At 43.1% G+C, this 20,336-nt stretch carries 17 protein-coding genes and 4 pseudogenes; 12 read left to right on the plus strand and 9 right to left on the minus strand.

What is annotated here, in order from left to right; translation table 11 throughout:
• Nucleotides 1–197: 197 nt before the first annotated feature.
• Nucleotides 198–695, minus strand: coding sequence for a hypothetical protein (locus ACEW80_RS07985; RefSeq protein WP_373526078.1), 498 nt, complete (start codon nucleotides 693–695; stop codon nucleotides 198–200).
• A 244-nt stretch (nucleotides 696–939) separates the two neighbouring features.
• On the opposite strand from ACEW80_RS07985, the gene aroA reads away from it, so the two are divergent.
• The 6 genes from aroA to ACEW80_RS08015 all read left to right on the plus strand — a co-directional run bounded on the left by aroA (nucleotide 940) and on the right by ACEW80_RS08015 (nucleotide 5,955).
• Nucleotides 940–2,220: a 3-phosphoshikimate 1-carboxyvinyltransferase gene (gene aroA / locus ACEW80_RS07990; protein WP_373526079.1), complete on the plus strand. Its 1,281-nt coding sequence runs from the start codon at nucleotides 940–942 to the stop codon at nucleotides 2,218–2,220.
• Nucleotides 2,221–2,233: 13 nt separating this feature from the next.
• A complete protein-coding gene (locus ACEW80_RS07995) occupies nucleotides 2,234–2,683 on the plus strand; it encodes a DUF3598 family protein (RefSeq protein WP_373526080.1) in 450 nt (149 codons plus the stop codon).
• Between the two features lie 99 nt (nucleotides 2,684–2,782).
• A complete protein-coding gene (locus ACEW80_RS08000) occupies nucleotides 2,783–3,103 on the plus strand; it encodes a hypothetical protein (RefSeq protein WP_373526081.1) in 321 nt (106 codons plus the stop codon).
• Nucleotides 3,104–3,264: 161 nt separating this feature from the next.
• Complete coding sequence (gene hisS, locus ACEW80_RS08005; RefSeq protein ID WP_373526082.1) at nucleotides 3,265–4,653, plus strand: histidine--tRNA ligase; 1,389 nt, start codon at nucleotides 3,265–3,267, stop codon at nucleotides 4,651–4,653.
• Nucleotides 4,654–4,809: 156 nt separating this feature from the next.
• Nucleotides 4,810–5,463 (plus strand): glutathione S-transferase family protein, encoded by a 654-nt coding sequence (locus ACEW80_RS08010; protein WP_373526083.1) that lies wholly within the window; start codon nucleotides 4,810–4,812, stop codon nucleotides 5,461–5,463.
• An 18-nt stretch (nucleotides 5,464–5,481) separates the two neighbouring features.
• Nucleotides 5,482–5,955, plus strand: a complete 474-nt coding sequence (locus tag ACEW80_RS08015; RefSeq protein WP_373526084.1) for an N-acetyltransferase family protein — start codon at nucleotides 5,482–5,484, stop codon at nucleotides 5,953–5,955.
• A 29-nt stretch (nucleotides 5,956–5,984) separates the two neighbouring features.
• On the opposite strand, the gene ACEW80_RS08020 is transcribed toward ACEW80_RS08015, so the two are convergent.
• The 3 genes from ACEW80_RS08020 to ACEW80_RS08030 form a co-directional block, all read right to left on the minus strand.
• Complete coding sequence (locus ACEW80_RS08020; RefSeq protein ID WP_373526085.1) at nucleotides 5,985–6,494, minus strand: N-acetyltransferase family protein; 510 nt, start codon at nucleotides 6,492–6,494, stop codon at nucleotides 5,985–5,987.
• A gap of 32 nt (nucleotides 6,495–6,526) precedes the next feature.
• Nucleotides 6,527–7,081 (minus strand): pyridoxamine 5'-phosphate oxidase family protein, encoded by a 555-nt coding sequence (locus tag ACEW80_RS08025; protein WP_373526086.1) that lies wholly within the window; start codon nucleotides 7,079–7,081, stop codon nucleotides 6,527–6,529.
• A 130-nt stretch (nucleotides 7,082–7,211) separates the two neighbouring features.
• Nucleotides 7,212–7,736 (minus strand): DUF937 domain-containing protein, encoded by a 525-nt coding sequence (locus ACEW80_RS08030; RefSeq protein WP_373526087.1) that lies wholly within the window; start codon nucleotides 7,734–7,736, stop codon nucleotides 7,212–7,214.
• A 380-nt stretch (nucleotides 7,737–8,116) separates the two neighbouring features.
• Between ACEW80_RS08030 and ACEW80_RS08035 the strand changes: the two genes are divergently transcribed.
• The 3 genes from ACEW80_RS08035 to ACEW80_RS08045 all read left to right on the plus strand — a co-directional run bounded on the left by ACEW80_RS08035 (nucleotide 8,117) and on the right by ACEW80_RS08045 (nucleotide 10,262).
• Nucleotides 8,117–9,298, plus strand: coding sequence for a DUF58 domain-containing protein (locus tag ACEW80_RS08035; protein WP_373526088.1), 1,182 nt, complete (start codon nucleotides 8,117–8,119; stop codon nucleotides 9,296–9,298).
• 206 nt (nucleotides 9,299–9,504) lie between these two features.
• The gene (locus ACEW80_RS08040) at nucleotides 9,505–9,870 is read left to right on the plus strand and encodes a ferredoxin thioredoxin reductase catalytic beta subunit (protein WP_373526097.1); all 366 of its coding nucleotides are present in this window, start codon (nucleotides 9,505–9,507) and stop codon (nucleotides 9,868–9,870) included.
• Nucleotides 9,867–10,262, plus strand: coding sequence for a DUF309 domain-containing protein (locus ACEW80_RS08045; RefSeq protein WP_373526089.1), 396 nt, complete (start codon nucleotides 9,867–9,869; stop codon nucleotides 10,260–10,262). The genes ACEW80_RS08040 and ACEW80_RS08045 overlap by 4 nt, the downstream gene beginning before the upstream one ends.
• Before the next feature lie 210 nt (nucleotides 10,263–10,472).
• Here the strand turns inward: ACEW80_RS08045 and ACEW80_RS08050 are convergent.
• Nucleotides 10,473–10,943, minus strand: a pseudogene (locus ACEW80_RS08050) (RNA-guided endonuclease InsQ/TnpB family protein); the annotation flags it as partial.
• Between the two features lie 32 nt (nucleotides 10,944–10,975).
• Between ACEW80_RS08050 and ACEW80_RS08055 the strand changes: the two are divergent.
• A pseudogene (locus ACEW80_RS08055) lies at nucleotides 10,976–11,074 on the plus strand (Uma2 family endonuclease); the annotation flags it as partial.
• Between the two features lie 178 nt (nucleotides 11,075–11,252).
• Here the strand turns inward: ACEW80_RS08055 and ACEW80_RS08060 are convergent.
• A complete protein-coding gene (locus ACEW80_RS08060) occupies nucleotides 11,253–13,409 on the minus strand; it encodes a polyribonucleotide nucleotidyltransferase (protein WP_373526090.1) in 2,157 nt (718 codons plus the stop codon).
• A gap of 101 nt (nucleotides 13,410–13,510) precedes the next feature.
• Nucleotides 13,511–13,998: pseudogene (locus tag ACEW80_RS08065) on the minus strand (N-acetyltransferase family protein).
• 192 nt (nucleotides 13,999–14,190) lie between these two features.
• Between ACEW80_RS08065 and ACEW80_RS08070 the strand changes: the two are divergent.
• Together ACEW80_RS08070 and ACEW80_RS08075 are read left to right on the plus strand one after the other, a co-directional pair.
• Nucleotides 14,191–17,517 carry a DEAD/DEAH box helicase gene (locus ACEW80_RS08070; RefSeq protein ID WP_373526091.1) on the plus strand — a complete coding sequence of 1,109 codons (3,327 nt, stop codon included), beginning with the start codon at nucleotides 14,191–14,193 and terminating at the stop codon, nucleotides 17,515–17,517.
• Nucleotides 17,518–17,599: 82 nt separating this feature from the next.
• Nucleotides 17,600–18,436, plus strand: a complete 837-nt coding sequence (locus ACEW80_RS08075; protein WP_373526092.1) for an SWIM zinc finger family protein — start codon at nucleotides 17,600–17,602, stop codon at nucleotides 18,434–18,436.
• A gap of 347 nt (nucleotides 18,437–18,783) precedes the next feature.
• Here ACEW80_RS08075 and psbC read toward each other — a convergent pair whose 3' ends face one another.
• Both psbC and ACEW80_RS08085 read right to left on the minus strand, forming a co-directional pair.
• Complete coding sequence (gene psbC / locus ACEW80_RS08080; protein ID WP_373526093.1) at nucleotides 18,784–20,175, minus strand: photosystem II reaction center protein CP43; 1,392 nt, start codon at nucleotides 20,173–20,175, stop codon at nucleotides 18,784–18,786.
• Nucleotides 20,159–20,336 (minus strand): annotated as a pseudogene (locus ACEW80_RS08085) (photosystem II D2 protein (photosystem q(a) protein)); the annotation flags it as partial. The gene psbC and the pseudogene ACEW80_RS08085, both read right to left, overlap by 17 nt.

The following is a 20,336-nucleotide window of genomic DNA, read 5'->3' on the forward strand; positions in this document are numbered from 1 at the left end:
TCACTGCACATCTGTAGCTCCAAAATTTCTCTTTGCTGTTCCTGAAATCTAATAAAATATTTGAAAAATTGCTATTAATATTTTGATTCAGGTGACACCAAGCGAGAAATATAGAGTTTTAGCCTTCAGAGTGCGACACTGTTATGAGCCAAGAACACATTGAATTTTGAGTGTCGGTCATCTAGAAGCTTCTCCTATTATTCATTCACACCAGCAATCTGCGCTAAGGCATTAGCATATTGCTCCAAGTCTTTTCTGAGCGATTCCAGTTCATCCCGTAATTTTAGTTCCTCAGACCAATTGCGCTCATGTCCTTTAGGGCTGAGATGAGGAGGACGCTCTGCTTCCCATGTCTGTAACAGCGGATGCCACTTTGCAAGGAAAGGGCGTAAACCATTATTCAATACTGCGATCGCAATACCCCCAACTGAATCACGGGATGCTCCCACATCTGGCCCAGCCTCTTTGAGGATTTGCCGTGTTACAGGAAACAAGTTGTATAGAGAAGTCAAAGCTTCTCGCAGAAGTCCTTGGTCAGTTTCCAAAGGCTGAACAGCTATGCGGGTAACAAGTTCAATGTAAAGTGACCAAGCTGCTTTACGTTCCGTTGGATCAGCTTCCCATTCAGCAGAACCAATGCCAAATGGAAGGCTTACAGATACTTTTTTTAATTTTGCGGGGTCGAATTTAGCCATTATTTTTCGCAATTACTTTGTAAAAGCCGCTATCTTACCTTTTAATTAACATATCTTGCGGGGTGTATCTTAACATTTTTGTCCTTATTATCCCTCAGCAGAAAAACCCAACCTGGCTTGAATTCTTAGCTAATCTCAGTGCATAGCCATTTCTATGTAATTAAGAACCGCTATAACAATCAGCATTCAGGATATGAGAACATAATAATTAAGTTGCAGCTGAATACTTATATAGAGGTTTTAAGTGGATACCATTGCAATCCCTGCTTTGAATCGCCCAATAGATGCCACGGTAGAGATTCCTGGTTCTAAAAGTATTACCAATCGGGCGTTACTCGTTGCTGCTTTAGCACAAGGCAACTCAATTTTAGAAAATGCCTTATTTAGTGACGACAGCGATTATTTTGCTAAATGTTTAGAGCAATTGGGCATTCCCATTACTCTAAATCCTCATCTGGCTCAGATTCAAGTGGCAGGAAGGGGAGGCGAAATTCCAGCGAAGCAAGCAGATTTATTTGTGGGTTTAGCAGGTACAGCAGCAAGGTTTATCTCGGCGCTGGTGGCATTGGGTAACGGCGAATATCGCCTAGACGGTGTTCCTCGGATGCGAGAAAGACCGATGGGTGATTTGCTGACGGTGCTGCAAACAAGCGGCATAACCGTTAACTTCGAGGGAAATCCTGGATTTATGCCTTACACCATCTACGGTGGGCAGTTTTCTGGGGGAAATTTTTGTTTGCAAGCCAACCAAACAAGTCAGCAACTTTCGGCATTACTGATGATTGCGCCTTATGCTCAACAAGACACAATTATTGAAGTTGAAGGTACACTGGTTTCCCAGTCTTACATCAAAATGACCAGTCGCCTGATGGCAGATTTTGGCGTAGAGGTGATTGAAATCGGTGAAAATCAATTTCAAATTAAAGCAGGTCAGCGTTACCAAGCTCGTCATTATACAATAGAACCTGATGCGTCAAATGCTTCTTACTTTTTTGCCGCCGCCGCCGTCACTGGTGGACGGGTGCGGGTTAAGCATTTGACTAAACAATCCTGTCAGGGTGATATTCTTTGGCTCGATGTCTTAGAACAGATGGGTTGCCAAATTCATGAATCTGATGATTACACCGAAGTAACAGGGCCAGAGCAATTGCAGGGTATAGATATTGACATGAACGATATGTCAGATTTGGTACAAACTTTAGGAGCGATCGCACCCTTTGCCAGTTCACCTGTTACCATTCGCAATGTGGAACATATTCGCTATAAAGAAACCGACCGTATTCACGCTGTTGTTACCGAGTTGCGGCGCTTAGGAGTCCAAGTTGAAGAATTTGCCGATAGACTCAAGATTGAACCAGGCCCGATTACTCCAGCTGCGATCGAAACTTATCACGATCATCGCATGGCAATGTCCTTTGCTGTCACTGGCTTGAAAGTTCCAGGCATTGTAATTAAAGACCCCGGTTGTACAGCAAAAACCTTTCCAGATTACTTTACCCGATTTTTTCAAATGTTAGAACAATAAAAAGTGAATAAAAATGTCTAATATTCTTCGAGAAGGAATGCCCGTGCTGGCTCGTCATGAAGGTGATTGGGCAGGAACTTATACATTAATTGATACAGCAGGCAAAATCCTCGACAGCCATGAGTCTCATTTAACTTGTCAATTCCCAGAAAATGACCCTAATACCTACTACCAAATCAATCGCTATAAGTGGTCTAATGGTAAACAAGAAGAGCATGAATTTCCGGGAATCTATAAAGATAATAAACTATGGTTTGACACCGAGCGCATTCTAGGTAAAGCTTGGGAAGCCGATGACTCGATTGTGATTTTGTGGTTTGCTTATAAGACAAACCCAGAAATGAGCTTATATGAAATGATCTACATTAGTCCAGACAATAACAATCGTGCCCGCACTTGGCATTGGTTTAAAAACAATCAAATCTTTCAACGCACCTTAATTCAAGAACAACGGCTAAGATAAAACAATCGGCGTTGCTGAGTCAAAATATGAATTAGCTTCATTTAGCAACGCCAAACAATCTTATCTTTAGCTGCTCTAACTTAAAAGCGAGAAACAACAATGACCGAAGTAAAACCTATACCCACGTTACACAGAAGAAGAATATTTCCTGAGCTTCAATGGTCACAAGAGCAGAAAGCCCAACGTCAAGCTGAACGAAAAAATTTTCACCAGCGCTGCAAAGAGGTTTTTGACCGAATTCAACCAGAGTTAATCAAAAATCACTACAACTGGTATATAGTAGTTGAACCAGATAGCGGTGATTATATCAGCGATCGCAATAAAGAAGTAGCTATGCAGATGGCGCATCATAAATACCCTAATATTGTACCATTGTTTCTCTTCAGAATTAACGAGACAGGGATTTCTGGGACGATATGATTCAGGGTAGATTTGAGGATAATGATGAATTCTTATTGCTTAGAGTAATTAATTAGCAAATTAGCAATTTTTTTGTTGATAATTAGTAATATTTGTGATTATTATTTATTACCCGTTACTTCTTTAAAATATCTCAAAGCTCAACTTAGTAAGGTACACGCGTGGCCAAAGGTGACAAAATAAACTTTTCTACTCCTAGCGGTTTCCCAGAATTTCTGCCTAGCGAAAAGCGTTTAGAATTATATTTGCTAGATATCATCCGTAAAGTTTTTGAAAGCTATGGATTTACACCCATAGAAACACCTGCTGTCGAACGTTTAGAAGTACTGCAAGCCAAAGGGAATCAAGGCGACAATATCATTTATGGAATTGATCCTATTCTGCCACCAAATCGACAAGCCGAGAGGGATAAATCAGGCGAAACTGGTTCAGAAGCGAGAGCTTTAAAGTTTGACCAAACAGTTCCTCTAGCGGCGTATATTGCTCGTCACCTCAATGAATTGACCTTTCCCTTTGCTCGCTACCAAATGGATGTGGTTTTTCGGGGAGAACGGGCAAAAGATGGGCGTTTTCGTCAATTCCGTCAGTGCGATATTGATGTAGTCGCTCGTCGTGAACTCAGCTTGCTCTATGATGCTCAAATGCCTGCAATTATCAGTGAGATATTTGAAGCAATTAATATTGGTGATTTTCTGATTCGCATTAATAATCGTAAAATTCTGACAGGTTTTTTTCAATCTGTGGGAATTACTGAAAATCAAATTAAATCCTGTATTGGCATCGTTGATACCTTAGAAAAAATTGGTGAAACTAAGGTAAAACAGAATTTAGAAAATGAGGGTATTCTAGTAGAACAAGCTCAGAGAGTTATTGATTTTATTAAAATTGACGGTTCAGTTGATGAAATATTAGATAAACTCAAGCACCTTGCACAAAATCTATCAGAAACCGAGCAATTGAGCCTGGGAATTACTGAAATAGAAACAGTAATTGCAGGTGTTCGCAATCTCGGAGTTGCCGAAAATCGTTTTTGTATTGATTTATCTATTGCGCGCGGTCTTAATTACTATACTGGCACAGTTTACGAAACAACTCTATTAGGACATGAAGCATTAGGTAGTATTTGTTCTGGCGGCAGATATGAAGAATTAGTGGGGGTATTTTTGGGCGAAAAAATGCCAGGTGTCGGCATTTCTATAGGCTTAACTCGCTTAATTAGCCGATTGCTCAAAGCTGGTATTCTTAGTACCTTAGCCGCTACACCAGCCCAGGTGATGGTAGTAAATATGCAAGATGATTTAATGCCCACTTATTTAAAAGTTTCTCAACATCTGCGTCAGGCGGGAATTAATGTTGTAACTAGCTTTGATAAGCGTCCGTTGGGTAAACAATTTCAGCTAGCAGACAAACAGGGAATTCAATTCTGTGTAATTATTGGTTCTGAAGAAGCAGCCGCACAAAAGTCCTCGCTCAAAGATTTAAAAACAGGCGACCAAATAGAAGTTTTATTAGAAAATTTAGCTGAGGAAGTTAAAAGCAGACTTGCCTAAAAGTTGATTTATCTCTTCTGCATCCTTAGCGGTACCCTGCGGGTTCGCTCTTAGCGTTCTCGTAGAGTAGCCGCTCCGCGTCTACGTTAAAAAAATTGACATTGACAAAGAGTTTTAGTCTTAACTAAATTGAACAACTTTATAGGTGCTAGAAATATGACGCAACTCACTTTGATAATTGGCAATAAGAATTATTCATCTTGGTCACTTCGTCCCTGGCTAGCGATGAAGCAATTTGGTTTGGAATTCAATGAGATTCGGATTCCTCTTTACAGCCCAGACTATTTATTAAAAACTCGGCAATACTCACCATCAGGAAAAGTACCTGTACTATTGCACGATACGCAAACTGTATGGGATTCTCTGGCTATTTGTGAATACTTAGCTGAGGCATTTCCGACTATGCAATGGTGGCCAGAAGATAAGGCAGCAAGGGCATTAGCTCGTTCCATTACTGCCCAAATGCATTCAGGGTTTCAAAAGTTGCGTCAGAATATGCCGATGAACTGCCGTAATAAATATCCTGGTAAAGGTTTAGCATCCGGTGTACAACAAGACATTGACTACATCACCAGTATCTGGCGAGAATCTCGTCAAAAATTTGGGGCTGGCGGTAATCTATTATTTGGTAATTTCACAATTGCTGATGCGTTTTTTGCTCCAGTTGTCCTGCGCTTTGTAACCCATGATGTGCAGTTAGATACTGTTTCTAAAGATTATGTTGAGGCAGTTTTGGTACTTCCAGCAATGCAAGAGTGGATAAAGGCAGCACAGAATGAAACAGAAATTATTCCCCAATACGAGTTTTAAGGAAATAGCAAAAATAAGATGATTTGCCCAAATATTTTAATACGAGATGCCAACAAGAGCGACATTCCTGCCATTATAGAATTAATCCATTTGAAAGCTGAATTTGATGGTTGTCCTGAATCTGTAGAAGCAACTCCGAAAAAGTTAGAAATAGATTTATTTGGAGACAAGCCCCTTGCTTTCGTTCTTTTAGCTGAGGTTGATAGAAATCCTATTGGGTTGGCGACCTATCACTTTATCTATTCAACTTTTTTAGCAACCCCTGGAATTTGGCTTGATGATTTATATGTCAAAGCTGAACATCGAGGCCACCGAGTTGGTGAGGCGCTGATGCTACGGTTGCGCCAAATAGGGCAGGAAAAAGATTGTGGCAGAATTGATTGGACTGTAGCTGTATCTAACGAGCGGGGAATCAAGTTTTATGAAAGGATAGGTGCGAACATCATCAACAAAGTAAAATTGTGTCGCTTAGATAGTCAGGCATTACAGTAGGGTGGGCATTACAATGCCTACCCTACAAGCTAATAAAAATCAATTTTCATTTTAAAAGACATTCCGCCAATTCGGTTAATTGTTTCGCTTCCAGCAACCACTTCAAAACCTAATCGTTTATATAAACCTAAAGCTGGATTCGTCGCTCTGATGCTGAGTGAGACTGATGAGTAAAATGTTTTGACTGCTGCTAACAAATGCGTTAGTAATTGCGTTCCTATGCCCTGATTTCTATATTGGGGAAGAATAGCTATTGCTAATTCAGGAGTTTGATCATTAAGATAACCATATCCTTTATTTTCACCTATCAGTAAACGCAGCCATGCTGCTCCTACTGGCTGATTATTAGTTTTCAAAATAGCGATGAAACCAATATCATCTTTAAGCCCCCAATTTTTAACATATTTTGTTAAATCAGGATGATTCATCGCATCCTGCATTGTTAAATTACCTTCTTCTGCCATGTGCGCCGCTTCGTACAGCATTTGCCAGAGAAAAAGCTCGTCTTGCTGTGTAACTAGACGAATAAAATAATCCATAACTTCTGTCTAAGAATTTGCTTGTGTCAAAGTTAAAATAATTTACTCAGTGGTGTCGCTAAACCGTCAAGGCTGACGAGATTTTTCTGTTGTTGAAATTCTCGAACTCCCTCTTCACCTCTTTTACTAGCCCAGTTCACTAAAATTTGGCGCTGACCTTGATATTCATAAAGTGGTACGCCAAAACCACAGGAGGTCTGTACTTTTTGGATATCAGCGACGATAATTTGACGAGTTCCAGGTATTGGCGAAAATAGAGAATATAGGGAGTTCCAGTCTGGAGAACTCGGTAAAATTGTGTTTCCTTGACCGAAGAGACGCAGGATACACGGGGGTTCTGCAAAAGCGCAAAACATGAAGGTTATCCGCCCATTTTCTTGCAAGTGGGCTGAGGTTTCGTTACCACTGCCTGTGAGATCGAGGTAAGCTACTTGGTTAGGGGAGAGGATACGAAGGCAGTCAAAACCTTTAGGAGAGAGGTTAACATGACCCGTAGGACTCAAGGGTGCAGAGCCAACAAAGAAAAGCTGTTGGGCAGCAATAAAGTCTTGCAGTTCCTCAGTAATACAGTCAAAAATTTTAGCCATAGACTGTCTGACTTAAATATTTGTAAATATACTATCTTCTCAGCCTATGTCTTAGCTAAACATCTAGCAAGTCCTAATTGCCGATATCTTAGGACGAGCTATTTATCATCAGAGAGTGGAAAGAAAATTATTACCGTCTTATATGTTGACTAGCCATTTGGATGGCATCAGCGATATCGACATCACCATCGCCGTCAGCATCCAAGAAGGAATTGAGTACAGAATTACCACCAGTTTGGGGATTTTGGGCATTGGCACCTGATTGTAAAAACTTAAGTACCAAAGGTACTGCTACTGGCAGCAATTGTTGAACTATACCAGCATCCAATCCAGTGCGTTGGGCAGCTACCTGAGCTACCTGCTGTTGTATACCAGGAGAAAACAGCGAATCGACGGCTTGGGGGTTGGAAGAAGTACCAGCATATTGATTCACCAAAGTTTGTGCGGCTTCATTACCATCTGTGGCTTGCTTTTGTTGTAAAGCAGAACGCACTTGACCACCCACAATTGACAAAACTGATTGGATAGTAGAAGGGTTTGCGCCAGTATGATCGCTCATCTGCTGTACAGTGTTAACAATATTTCCCAGTTGACCTAAGCTACCTTGTTGATTAGGATTAGCGACGGCACCGAGAATTTGATCAAAAAGTCCCATAAGTTTGTTTCTCCGTTTGTTCACAAAAAGCTGGCGAAAATTGGCTTGAAGTGTTTCAATAGGCATTTCGTAAGTCCCCAAAAGATTTAAACACACAAGCTTCTACCTGCTGCCGACTATTATGAAAAAATTAACTTTTAAAAGCTAGGATCTTAAGGATGAGAAATTGGTAGAGCGATTGCAAACTCTGTACTTCGATTTAACTCAGACTGACAAGTAATCTTACCCTGATGCTGAATAGATAGAGGATGTGGGAGAAAAAATTGATGCGGCGATTTTTCCGTGAATTCAACCGCAAGTGCTAGAATCCAACTAAAAGCTTTTTTGGCGAACCCCTGAGCCCCTGTGAATTTCGGGTGGTCTTGGGTTAAAAAAGAAACATGAATTTCATTAAATCCATCACTAATTGGTTAGAAACCCACGCTTGTGTCCCTACATACGGCGGTTGGGTACTAGCAGCAACCGCGATTTGTTTTTTTGGCGCAGGTATCAATACGATGGCTGGTTGGCTGTATGCCATTAGCGGCATCAGTTTTGCTCTTTTGGGTGTAGCAGCTATCTTACCACCGCGATCGCTCACAGGTCTATCCATTACCCGCCGTCCCATCCAACCTGTGTCAGCAGGCGATGATCTGATGATGGAATTAGAAATCCGCAATCAGACACAGCAGCCCGTAAGCTTGTTGCAAGTCGAGGATATCCTGCCCTTCGTCTTAGGGAAACCAGTACAAAAAGCAATCGAAACAATTCCTAGCCAAGGCAGTTACCGTTGGGTATATTATCACCCAACTGTGCGCCGGGGTGTTTATCGCTGGCATACAGTCGAACTTGGTTCTGGTGCGCCTTTAGGATTGTTTTGGTGTCGCCGTCAGCGTGATTGTGCTGCAATGGCGATCGTTTATCCTACAGTGTTACCATTGGCTACCTGCCCTCTAGTAGACGAAATGGGGCAAGAAGAGAGCAAAAGGGGCGATCCTCGTGGTAGACCCTTGCAGACAGCGACAACGGGGCTGGTGCGATCGCTCCGTCCCTACCGCACTGGAGATCCCACCCGTCTGATTCACTGGCGGACTAGCGCCCGCTATGGCGAATTAAGGGTGCGAGAGTTAGAAATGGTGACAGGTGGACAAGAAATAGTTATTGCCCTTGACAGTGCTAGCAATTGGGAAGAAGAAAACTTTGAACAAGCAGTAATTGCCGCAGCTTCGCTGTATTTTTATGCACAGCAACAGCAATTAGAGGTGCAACTCTGGACAGCATCAACAAATTTAATTAAAGGCGATCGCTTTGTCTTAGAAACCTTAGCAGCAACGACTAGACTAGAAGATGACAGTACACAAGTTCCTAAAAGCTATCCTTTGATTTGGCTGACTCAAAACCCCCTGAGCCTTGCTACTCTTCCTCAAGGCAGTCGCTGGGTTTTGTGGCCAAATATTTCCTCACCAGTAGAACCAGAGGTAATTAACTGGGAACACCCTGGTATAATTTTGCAGCGCGATGTCTCCGACGGGCGTAGCTGCGGCGCACTGCAACCCCAACTGCAAAAAACATTACGTTCATAAATCAATTCAAATTTGATAACTTTAAAAGACTGCTAACAAGTTAAGCTTCTGTGATTTCTGAGATTTTGTCTGATCCCAGCCCACCGGACATATCAGCCTTTGAGCAAAGTAAAACAATTTCAACAGGTAAGTTTGGGGAAATACACCCAGTGATCCCCACATGACGCTGAGGTACAATGCAAAGAAATATTTAAATTATGAGCGACATGATCACATCAGAACATAACACAAAATCCAGCGATAAAAGCCTAGAGGCAATGCGGCATTTTTCTGAACAATACGCCAAGCGTACTGGAACCTACTTCTGTTCTGAACCTTCTGTCACCGCAGTTGTGATTGAAGGACTAGCCAAACATAAAGACGAACTAGGTGCGCCTTTATGTCCCTGTCGCCATTACGAAGATAAAGAAGCTGAAGTTCACGCCACATATTGGAACTGCCCCTGTGTGCCAATGAGAGAACGCAAAGAGTGCCATTGTATGTTGTTCCTCACCCCTGACAACGAGTTTGCTGGAGAAAAACAAGAAATCTCTGTTGAAACAATTAAAGAAGTAAGAGATAGCATGGGATGAGCGAAACCATCCCCCAAGAGTTTTGGCAAGGCGTAGAACAGTTCAATTCTGGTCAGTTTTACGCCTGTCACGACACTTTAGAGGCTCTGTGGATGGAAGCTGGCGAACCGGAAAAAACCTTTTATCAAGGCATTCTCCAAATTGCTGTGGCACTGTATCATTTAGAAAATCGGAACTGGCGAGGTGCAGTAATTCTATTGGGAGAAGGCAGCAATCGCCTGCGGCGTTACCCATCTAGTTACGGCGGCGTTGATGTAGATGAGCTATTGAGTCAGAGTGCAGTCTTGTTGACGACATTACAACAAATAGGAATAGACAAGATTACTGGCGGTGATTTGGGTGAAAATGAAGCCTTATCTTTACCTAGAATTATGCTAGCTAGCGATTATTGACATACTCCCCCGTTTTCCAAACGGGGGATTCTAAGCTCAAACAGCAATTGCAAGCACTGCCAGACTTACATCACCTAACTTAATAGTCGATGCCCCGACTACTTGGATACAGCACTTCCGGCTATTATGCAATACAGTTTTTATCCCTGCCTCTCTCCTATCATCACTTTCAGCTATGAGGATGTACCTCATAGCTGCCGGAAGTGCTGTATTCTTGGCGGCGTTTTCATCACGTCCATTCACTGACTGACAACAAGGACAACGCCACTCTCTAACTGACAAATCTAAACTCTCTAAAACGTGCTCACAATTTGAACAAGTTTTACTAGATGGATACCATCTATCTATATATACAACTTGCTTACCTTTCTTTTTAGCAATCCATTCTAGGATTTTTAGAAATTCTCCAAAAGCTAAGTCTGATATTTTTCGCCCCCAAAGTCGCTGCATCCCGTTGAGACTTAACGTTTCAAAGCATAGAACATCAAATCTGTCGGTTAACTCGTGTGCTAGCTTCCAAAATCAATCACGACGAGAGTTGGAAATATCCTCATACTTGCGTACTAGATTTTTCCTTGCTCGTTCGCGGTTAGCTGATCTCTTTAACTTTTTGGAGTGATGGCGACTAGCTTTTTTAATCGCATTGAGGGATTGCTTAAAGAATTGGGGTGACTCAATTTTGGGAAAAACGTGGTCTTGGGGAGCCAGTCCGTGTAGAAGTTTATGAATTAATTGGTGGACAATATGAGTTATTAGCAGCAAATGAGCGCGGACATTATCCGATTACGCCGTTGGGAGTTGAGTTAGGTTTGTGTAACAGAATGTAGATTTGAAGCTAGGATCTGCCTGAGATTGTCAATGTACTAAATTCGGAATCTGCAAGTAAATTTGTCTGTTATAAATGTTGTGCAACTAATTAGAGAAGCATACGGCGATGCCTTCACAGTAGGCATCGCGGATTTTAGATGCAATCTAAAATCCCAAATCGAGTTACCGATTCACCGCCGCAGCTTCCCGTGCTGCTGTTGCTTGATCTGGGTGGATACCCAAACGTGTGAGATTAATCCGACCTTTGTTATCAATTTCGCGCACTTTGATAATCACTTCATCGCCCACTGCTACTTCATCCTCAACTTTGCCAACGCGGTAATCAGCAAGTTGAGAAATGTGGATCATGCCTTCTTTTCCAGGCAAGAATTCCACAAATGCACCTATCGGTATAATCCGAGTGATGCGTCCTGCGTAGACATCCCCTTCGTGCAGTTTGCGAGTCATGCCTTGGATAATATTACGGGCTTTCTTGGCCTTGCCCTCATCCACAGCGGAAATTGTCACAGTGCCATCATCTTCGATGTCAATTTTCGCACCAGTTTCCTCTGTGATCCCCTTAATCGTCTTGCCTCCGGGGCCAATGACCAGACCAATCATGTCTGAATCAATCTTGATCGTTAACAGACGTGGGGCATAGGGTGAGGTTTCAGGGCGTGGCGTGTCAATGCAGGCGAGCATTTTCTCCAGAATGTGCAACCGGGCTGATTTGGCTTGGTGGACGGCTTGGGCAATAACCTCCAAAGATAAACCGGAGATTTTCATATCCATTTGCAAGGCGGTAATGCCAGTATCCGTCCCAGCAACTTTAAAGTCCATGTCGCCCAAAAAGTCTTCAATGCCCTGAATGTCGGTCAGGATTCGCACTTCGTCCCCATCCTTAATCAGACCCATTGCTGCGCCACTAACGGGTTTAAGAATTGGTACACCAGCATCCATTAGGGCTAGGGTGGAACCGCACACTGAACCCATTGAGGTGGAACCGTTGGAGGAAAGTACTTCCGATACGATGCGAATCACGTAGGGAAAATCTTCTTTTGACGGTAGTACAGGGATTATTGCTCGCTCGGCCAATGCCCCGTGACCAATTTCGCGCCTTCCTGGGGCACGCATTGGCTTGGTTTCCCCGACTGAGAAAGGCGGGAAGTTGTAATGATGCAGATAACGCTTGTGTTGATCTAACTGCATATCATCGTTGAGGTTTTGGGCATCCCCCGGTGTACCTAGAGTACAAGCGGATAATACCTGAGTTAGTTCCCGGTTAAATAAACCGCTACCGTGGACTCGCTTTGGTAAGACATCAACTAAACAAGAAACAGGACGCACTTCATCGAGTTTGCGACCATCAACGCGAACGTTATCTTCGATGATTTGCCGCCGCATGAAGTATTTGGTAATGTCTTTAAAGGTGTTCCCAAGTGCTTTACTATTTGCAGTTGCGGCAACTCGAATTGGGTCTTCTTGTGGCATCTCGGTAATCGTCGTGGCAATTTCATTCTTGACGACATCTAAAGCTGCATCGCGTTCGGGTTTGGTGAAATGAAATTGAGAGAGGATTTTCTTAATCTGGCTACTAGCGCGATCGCGGATATAATTTTCTAGCGTCTGGTCTACTTCTGGTGCTGTTGCTTGCACGATTACCAGACCCAATTCTGCTATTAAATCTTGCTGCGCTTTGATTAAGTCTCGTACTGCTTCGTAACCAAAGTCGATCGCTTCGAGAATATCTCGCTCTGGCAACTGATTGGCTCCCGCCTCCACCATAATCACGCCATGCGGTGAACCTGCTACTACTAGATCCAAGTCTCCGGCTTCAGTTTCTGCATAAGTGGGGTTAATAATAAAATCATCTCCCACTAAACCAACCCGCACTGCTGCCATTGGCCCATTAAAAGGAATCTGGGCAATTAGAGTAGCAATGGAAGCACCTGTAACTGCTAGCACATCGGGTGGAACTAACTCATCCATCGATAGTGTTAAAGCAATAATTTGCAGGTCATCTCGCAACCATGAAGGGAACAGAGGACGCATTGGACGGTCTATAAGACGGCTGGTAAGAATTGTTTTTTCTGGTGGACGACCTTCCCGCCGCATGATCCCGCCGGGAATCCTTCCAGCAGCATATAGCCTTTCTTCATAATCTACTGTGAGGGGAAGAAAATCAATGCCTTCTCTGGCTTGCGATCGCGTAGCCGTCACTAGAACGGATGTGTCCCCTGATTCTATCAAAACCGACCCACCAGCCTGGGGAGCTAGTAGACCTACTTTCAGTCGAATATCCCTTCCATCGAAGGATATTGACTTATCAACTTCTGCCATTCAGTTTTTTTTCCTTCTTTTTGGCTATTCTCTTTCTGTGGCAATCCTAACATTTATGCACTATGGCTGACTCCTGGTACATACAAAGATAAACAAGTCGTTCAATGCACAGTGCGATAAAAAGTCAACGCGTCTGCCACCTGCCCATTCCCTAGCTTCGCCGCACTCGGAATTCGCCCAATAATCTCCAATCCTAACGACTGCCAAAGTGTAATTGAAGGTATATTAGTTTCAAAGACCAAATTAAACATTACTGCTTCGTAGCCAAGGTTAGCTGCTATCAAGAGCATCGCCTCTTCCATGAACCGCCCTATCCCCTGACCGCCAAAGCCAGGTTGCACAATAAAACCAGCGTTACAAATATGGCTACACCGACCAGGAAAGTTTGGTTTTAAATAAAATGCTCCTAATATTTCTTTTGGCTTGTGTGTAGCATCCTGAACAGATATCCTGACAACAAAGGCATCCTTACTCAAGTAGTAAGCTAAAATTCTGCCGGAGATAGAGGTGACTTTTGGGGATAGGTTTTAACTTCAATAATTACAACATTTAGTAATATTCTTACAACCTCCTGTTCTTGAGGATGCATATCATCTAGTTCCACTACTAGCTCATTTTTTTAAACTGGAACAAATGGAAAATCCATTATTGATAATGTTTAGATTAACTGATTGTTGGAAGATTTATTATATGCAAGACGTATTATTAGTAAAAAGATGTAAAGATTAAAATGTTTACAATTTAAATTCTTTAATTTCAAGAAAATCTGAGTAGTTAGCAAATGGCGATTTTACACGGGAATTGGTTACTAAAAAATTCAAATAGTTGTTTATTTATTTGGGGAGAAACGTGGCGATCGCCACGAGTGAATTTCGAGTTCAGTGGCTCTGGAGACATACCACTACATCCATTGGCAATGACATCAGTTGAGTTGAGTGAGTGGTTGCGATGGCTCCGCCCGCCGCAGGCATCGCCAAGTGTCGCCTTTGGCGATTCGCAGAAGATGATCATTGCCAACTTCATCCAGCAACCCCAAGTTGCGTTCGCTACTGCTGGGCGAACACGCAAAGCCGCAAGTGCTACTGAGATAAATTTGCCAACGCATTCGCAAATAATTGCCCTGCCAACTTATATCCCAGAAGGCAGCAAAGAAGGAACAGCAGAGATTTTTCCAGTGTATTCTGCTAGCTTGGAGCTAGATATAGACTCCCCACAATATTTGCAGCCGTGGCGCGTTGAGGGTTTTTGTCTCAACCCGACCGAGGCAATAAAATTTCTCACTGCTGTTCCCCTAAATGCTACTAACGGAGAAGATGCCTTTTTGGGAGGAGATTTACGCTTTTGGTCGCAGGTTGCCCGATGGAGTTTAGATTTAATCTCGCGGTGTAAGTTTTTACCAAGAATTCAGCGACAATCAGATGGTGCGATCGCGGCTAACTGGCAAGTACTTCTAGATAGTGCTGTGGATGGAACCCGTCTAGAAAAATTTTCTGCGAATATGCCGTTGGTTTGCCGCACCTATCAAGAGGGAGTGGGGGAACAGGGGAGCAGGGGGCAGGGAGCAGGGGAGCATGGGGAAATAACTAATGCCCAATGCCCAATCTATGTAGACTTTCCAATCGAACCTCAAGAATTACTTTTGGGATTTCTCAACAGTACCATAGATGCCCAAGTGCGAGAAATGGCGAGTTCCCAACCTCCAATTGAAGCTAAAGCGATGGCATCCGCATCACCATCTGCGGTGCGACAGTGGTTGCAAGCCTTAACTAGTGCATCTCATACAATCAATGCAGATGCAATTGAAGTGGAACGACTGGAAGCGGCACTAAAGGCATGGACTCTGCCGCTACAATACCAATTAACTCTTAAAACTCTATTTCGTACCTGTTTTCAACTGCGTTCTCCGCAGTCTGGCGAAACAGATTGGACATTGGCGTATTTCCTGCAAGCGGCTGACACTCCTGAGTTTTTGGTGGATGCGGCAACTATTTGGAATAATCCAGTTGAACGATTGGCTTATGAAAATCGGACAATTGAACACCCACAAGAAACATTTTTGCGAGGTTTAGGGCTAGCTTCCCGATTATATCCAACAATAGTAACCAGTTTTGAAACCGAATATCCCCAATCTTCTCGTCTCACACCCATCCAAGCTTATGAATTTATCAAGGCTGTAGCTTGGAGATTGGAAGACAGTGGTTTAGGAGTAATTTTGCCTCCCAGTTTAGCAAACCGGGAAGGATGGGCGAACCGTTTAGGTTTGAAAATTACTGCCGAAGCCCCAAAGACAAAGCAGGGACGTTTAGGGTTGCAAAGTCTACTAAATTTTCAATGGCAATTGGCAATTGGTGGACAGACTATTTCCAAAGCTGAGTTTGATAAACTTGTGGCTTTAAATAGTCCGCTAGTGGAAATTAACGGTGAGTGGGTGGAATTGCGATCGCAAGACATCAAGACAGCCCAAACTTTTTTTACCACTCGCAAAGACCAAATGGCACTTTCCTTGGAAGATGCTTTGCGTTTCAGTACAGGGGATACCCAGGTAATTGAAAAATTACCTGTGGTTAGCTTTGAGGCATCTGGGGCGTTACAAGAGTTGATTGGGGCGCTAAACAATAACCAAGCGATCGCACCTTTGCCCACACCAGAAGGTTTTCAAGGACAGTTACGACCTTATCAAGAACGTGGTGCTGCTTGGCTATCTTTCTTAGAACGTTGGGGTTTGGGTGCGTGTCTCGCCGACGACATGGGACTCGGTAAAACTATCCAGTTCATTGCCTTTCTCCTGCACTTGAAGGAACAAGATGTACTAGAAAATCCAACTCTATTGGTTTGTCCGACTTCGGTTTTAGGCAACTGGGAAAGGGAAGTCAATAAATTTGCACCAAGCCTGAAAATTTTGCAATATCACGGTGACAAACGCCCCAAAGGTAAGGCGTTTTTAGAAGCAGTCAAAAAGCATGATTTAATCGTCACTAGCTACTCACTTCTTCATCGAGATATCAAGTCATTGCAAAGTGTCTCTTGGCAGATAATTGTTTTAGATGAAGCCCAAAATGTGAAAAATCCAGAGGCGAAGCAGTCTAAAGCAGTGCGGCAATTATCAGCTACATTTCGCATTGCATTGACGGGGACACCAGTAGAAAATAGACTGCAAGAATTATGGTCTATTTTAGACTTTTTGAATCCTGGATATTTAGGCAATAAGCAATTTTTTCAGCGTCGGTTTGCCATGCCAATTGAAAAGTATGGGGATACAGCTTCTTTGGCTCAGTTACGTTCATTAGTACAACCCTTTATACTGCGGAGATTGAAAAGCGATCGCGACATCATTCAAGACTTGCCAGATAAGCAAGAAATGACAGTATTCTGCGGACTAACAGGTGAACAAGCTGCACTTTATCAACAAGTTGTAGAAGCATCTTTAGCAGAGATAGATTCTGCTGAAGGATTGCAACGTCGGGGGATGATTTTGGCTTTACTAATCAAACTCAAACAAATCTGCAATCACCCAGCCCAATATTTGAAACAGGCGACATTAGAGCAACATAATTCGGCTAAACTTCTGCGGTTAGAAGAGATGTTAGAAGAAGTTTTAGCAGAAGGCGATCGCGCTTTAATCTTTACACAATTTGCTGAGTGGGGTAAATTACTTAAACCCTATTTAGAAAAACGATTAGGGCGAGAAATATTCTTTTTATATGGTAGCACCAGTAAAAAACAAAGAGAGGAAATGATCGACCGTTTCCAACACGATCCTCAAGGACCCCCAATTATGATTCTTTCTCTAAAAGCCGGTGGGGTAGGACTGAATTTAACACGAGCAAATCATGTATTTCACTTTGATAGATGGTGGAATCCAGCCGTAGAAAATCAAGCCACAGATAGAGTATTTCGGATTGGTCAAACCCGCAATGTGCAAGTACATAAATTTGTTTGCACTGGCACTTTAGAAGAGAAAATTCATGACATGATTGAAAGTAAGAAACAACTAGCTGAACAAGTTGTAGGTGCTGGTGAAGAGTGGTTAACCGAAATGAATACAGACCAACTCCGCAACTTACTACTACTTGATCGTAGTGCATTAATTGACGATGATGCAGAATAAGTTTGTAGTCAGGACTTTAATCCTTGATTTGAGTGCTAAAGCCCTCACTACGAACCAGTCCAATAAAATTTTGAATTGACTTATGACTAATTACACATTACAAGCAAGCCGCGAATGGTGGTCACAACAATGGCTAGATTTGCTAGATTCCTATCGCTTTAAAAAGCGTTTGGAACGTGCAAGAAACTATGCCCGTCAAGGAAATGTTTTGAGCATTGAATTTAAAGGTGCAAAAGTATTAGCTAGGGTGCAAGGTAGTGAAGTAGAACCTTATAAAGTTTCCCTTTCTCTGGAACCATTTAGTGATGAACAGTGGGGTTATGTAATTGAAACCATGTCCCAAAGGGCAATTTTTGCTGCCAAGCTACTAGCAGGAGAAATGCCACAAAATATTGAAGAAGTATTCACAGCTAATGGTCTTTCGATATTTCCTTTTACACTTGGCGATGTCCAGAGTAAATGCTCTTGTCCTGATAAAGTAAATCCCTGTAAACATATTGGTGCGGTATACTATCAGTTAGGCGATCGCTTCAGTGAAGACCCCTTTGTACTATTTCAATTGCGCGGACGCACCAAAGAGCAAATTATTAGCGATTTACGTAAGTTACGTAGTGCCAAGATTGAACCCACTACTACAGAAACGCTTGATGTTCAACAGTCAATTCCTAGCGACCAATACTCAGTAAAAATTGACTCATTCTGGCAATATAATGAGCCATTAGAGTCCTCCTTGGTAGTGATTGTGCCGTCTAGTAGCGAGACAGTATTAGATGTATTAGGAGCCATTCCCCTAGCGAAGGAAGAGGAAAATGCAGTAAATCCAACTTCGAGTGATGTGGCGATGAAATATTTAAATACAGTTTACAGAGATGTGAGCCAGAAGGCTGTTTTAGCAGCAATGAATGTAGGAGGAAGTTGATACTAATTCGTAATTATGAATTAGGTTGACTCGCAGTTAAATCTTTGGCTCTTCAGTTCTTTTTATGGAGTCAAATAATAAATAAAATCTAATCAGAGCCTATATTCCTTGCTATGACTGGATTTTAAATTTTTGAGCCTTTCTATAAAATGGCTATTTTAATGCCTTACCATAAAACCAACGCAAGAGCCAAATCTTTACCCTTCCCGCCTTCCCTCACCCATTCCCGCACCGCCCGACGGATTGCCCGTCTGCCATCTGCCCGATTTTCCTATAAAAAAAGCCCTTGCTTTTACGCAAGAGCCTCTAAATTATTTAATTTTCAGTGATTAAACAAAGCTTACAACCTAATCTAGGTCGTCCATGAACATCACTGGCTCAGTATCACGGTTAATACCTTTCTCAAAACCACCAGCAGCAGCCCGTGCGCGACCAGCGTGCCACAAGTGACCAACTAAGAAGAAGAATCCTAGTACGAAGTGAGAAGTTGACAACCAAGCGCGAGGAGATACGTAGTTGAAGGAGTTGATTTCGGTAGCCACACCACCCACGGAGTTCAGAGAACCCAGAGGAGCATGGGTCATGTATTCAGCAGCGCGACGAGCTTGCCAAGGCTGAATATCGTTCTTGATTTTTTCCAGGTCAAGACCGTTGGGGCCACGCAGAGGCTCCAGCCAGGGACCACGGAAATCCCAGAAGCGCATGGTTTCACCACCGAAGATGATTTCACCGGTGGGAGAACGCATCAGGTATTTACCCAAACCTGTGGGGCCTTGGGCAGAACCGACGTTAGCACCTAAGCGTTGGTCACGAATCAAGAAGGTCAAAGCCTGAGCTTGAGAAGCTTCCGGACCCGTAGGGCCAAAGAATTCGCTTGGGTAAACGGTGTTGTTAAACCAAACAAAGATTGAGGCAATGAAGCCCATCAGGGAGAGAGCGCCCAAACTGTAGGAGAGGTAAGCCTCACCAGACCAGATGGATGCCCGACGTGACCAAGCAAAAGGCTTGGTAAGAATGTGGAAAATACCGCCAGCAATACAGATAAAGGCAATCCAGATATGACCACCGACCACATCTTCCAAGTTATCGACGCTAACAATCCAACCTTCGCCACCGAAGGGAGACTTGATTATATAACCGAAGATAACCGCTGGGTTCAATGTCGGATTGGTAATAACCCTAACGTCACCACCGCCTGGTGCCCAGGTGTCATACAAACCACCAAAGAACATTGCCTTTGCGACTAAAAGCAGCGCACCGCATCCCAAAATAATCAGGTGGAACCCGATGATGTTGGTCATCTTGTTCTTGTCTTTCCAGTCGTAACCAAAGAAAGAAGAATATTCTTCTAAGGTTTCTGGGCCACGGACGGCATGATAGATACCGCCAAAGCCAAGGACGGCTGAGGAAATTAGGTGAAGTACACCGACAACAAAGTAGGGGAAGGTGTCGATAACTTCACCACCAGCACCAACACCCCAACCCTGAGCGGCCAGGTGAGGTAACAGGATCAAGCCCTGTTCGTACATGGGCTTTTCAGGAACGAAGTGAGCGACTTCAAACAACGTCATCGCTCCAGCCCAGAATACAATCAAACCAGCATGGGCAACGTGAGCACCCAGTAGTTTGCCAGATAGATTGATTAAACGTGCGTTACCAGACCACCAGGCAAACCCAGTAGATTCTTGGTCGCGTCCAGTGCCGCCTAAGATATTTGGTCTATTAGAGAGCGTTACCACGAGGTAATACCTCCTCAGGAAATACAAATTGTTCGTGGGGTTGATCTTGAGGAGCCATCCAAGCGCGGATACCCTCATTCAGCAAAATGTTTTTGGTATAGAAAGTTTCAAACTCTGGGTCTTCCGCCGCCCGTAATTCTTGGGAGACGAAATCATAAGCC

Source organism: Nostoc sp. (genome assembly GCF_041747015.1).
Taxonomy (GTDB): domain Bacteria; phylum Cyanobacteriota; class Cyanobacteriia; order Cyanobacteriales; family Nostocaceae; genus Nostoc.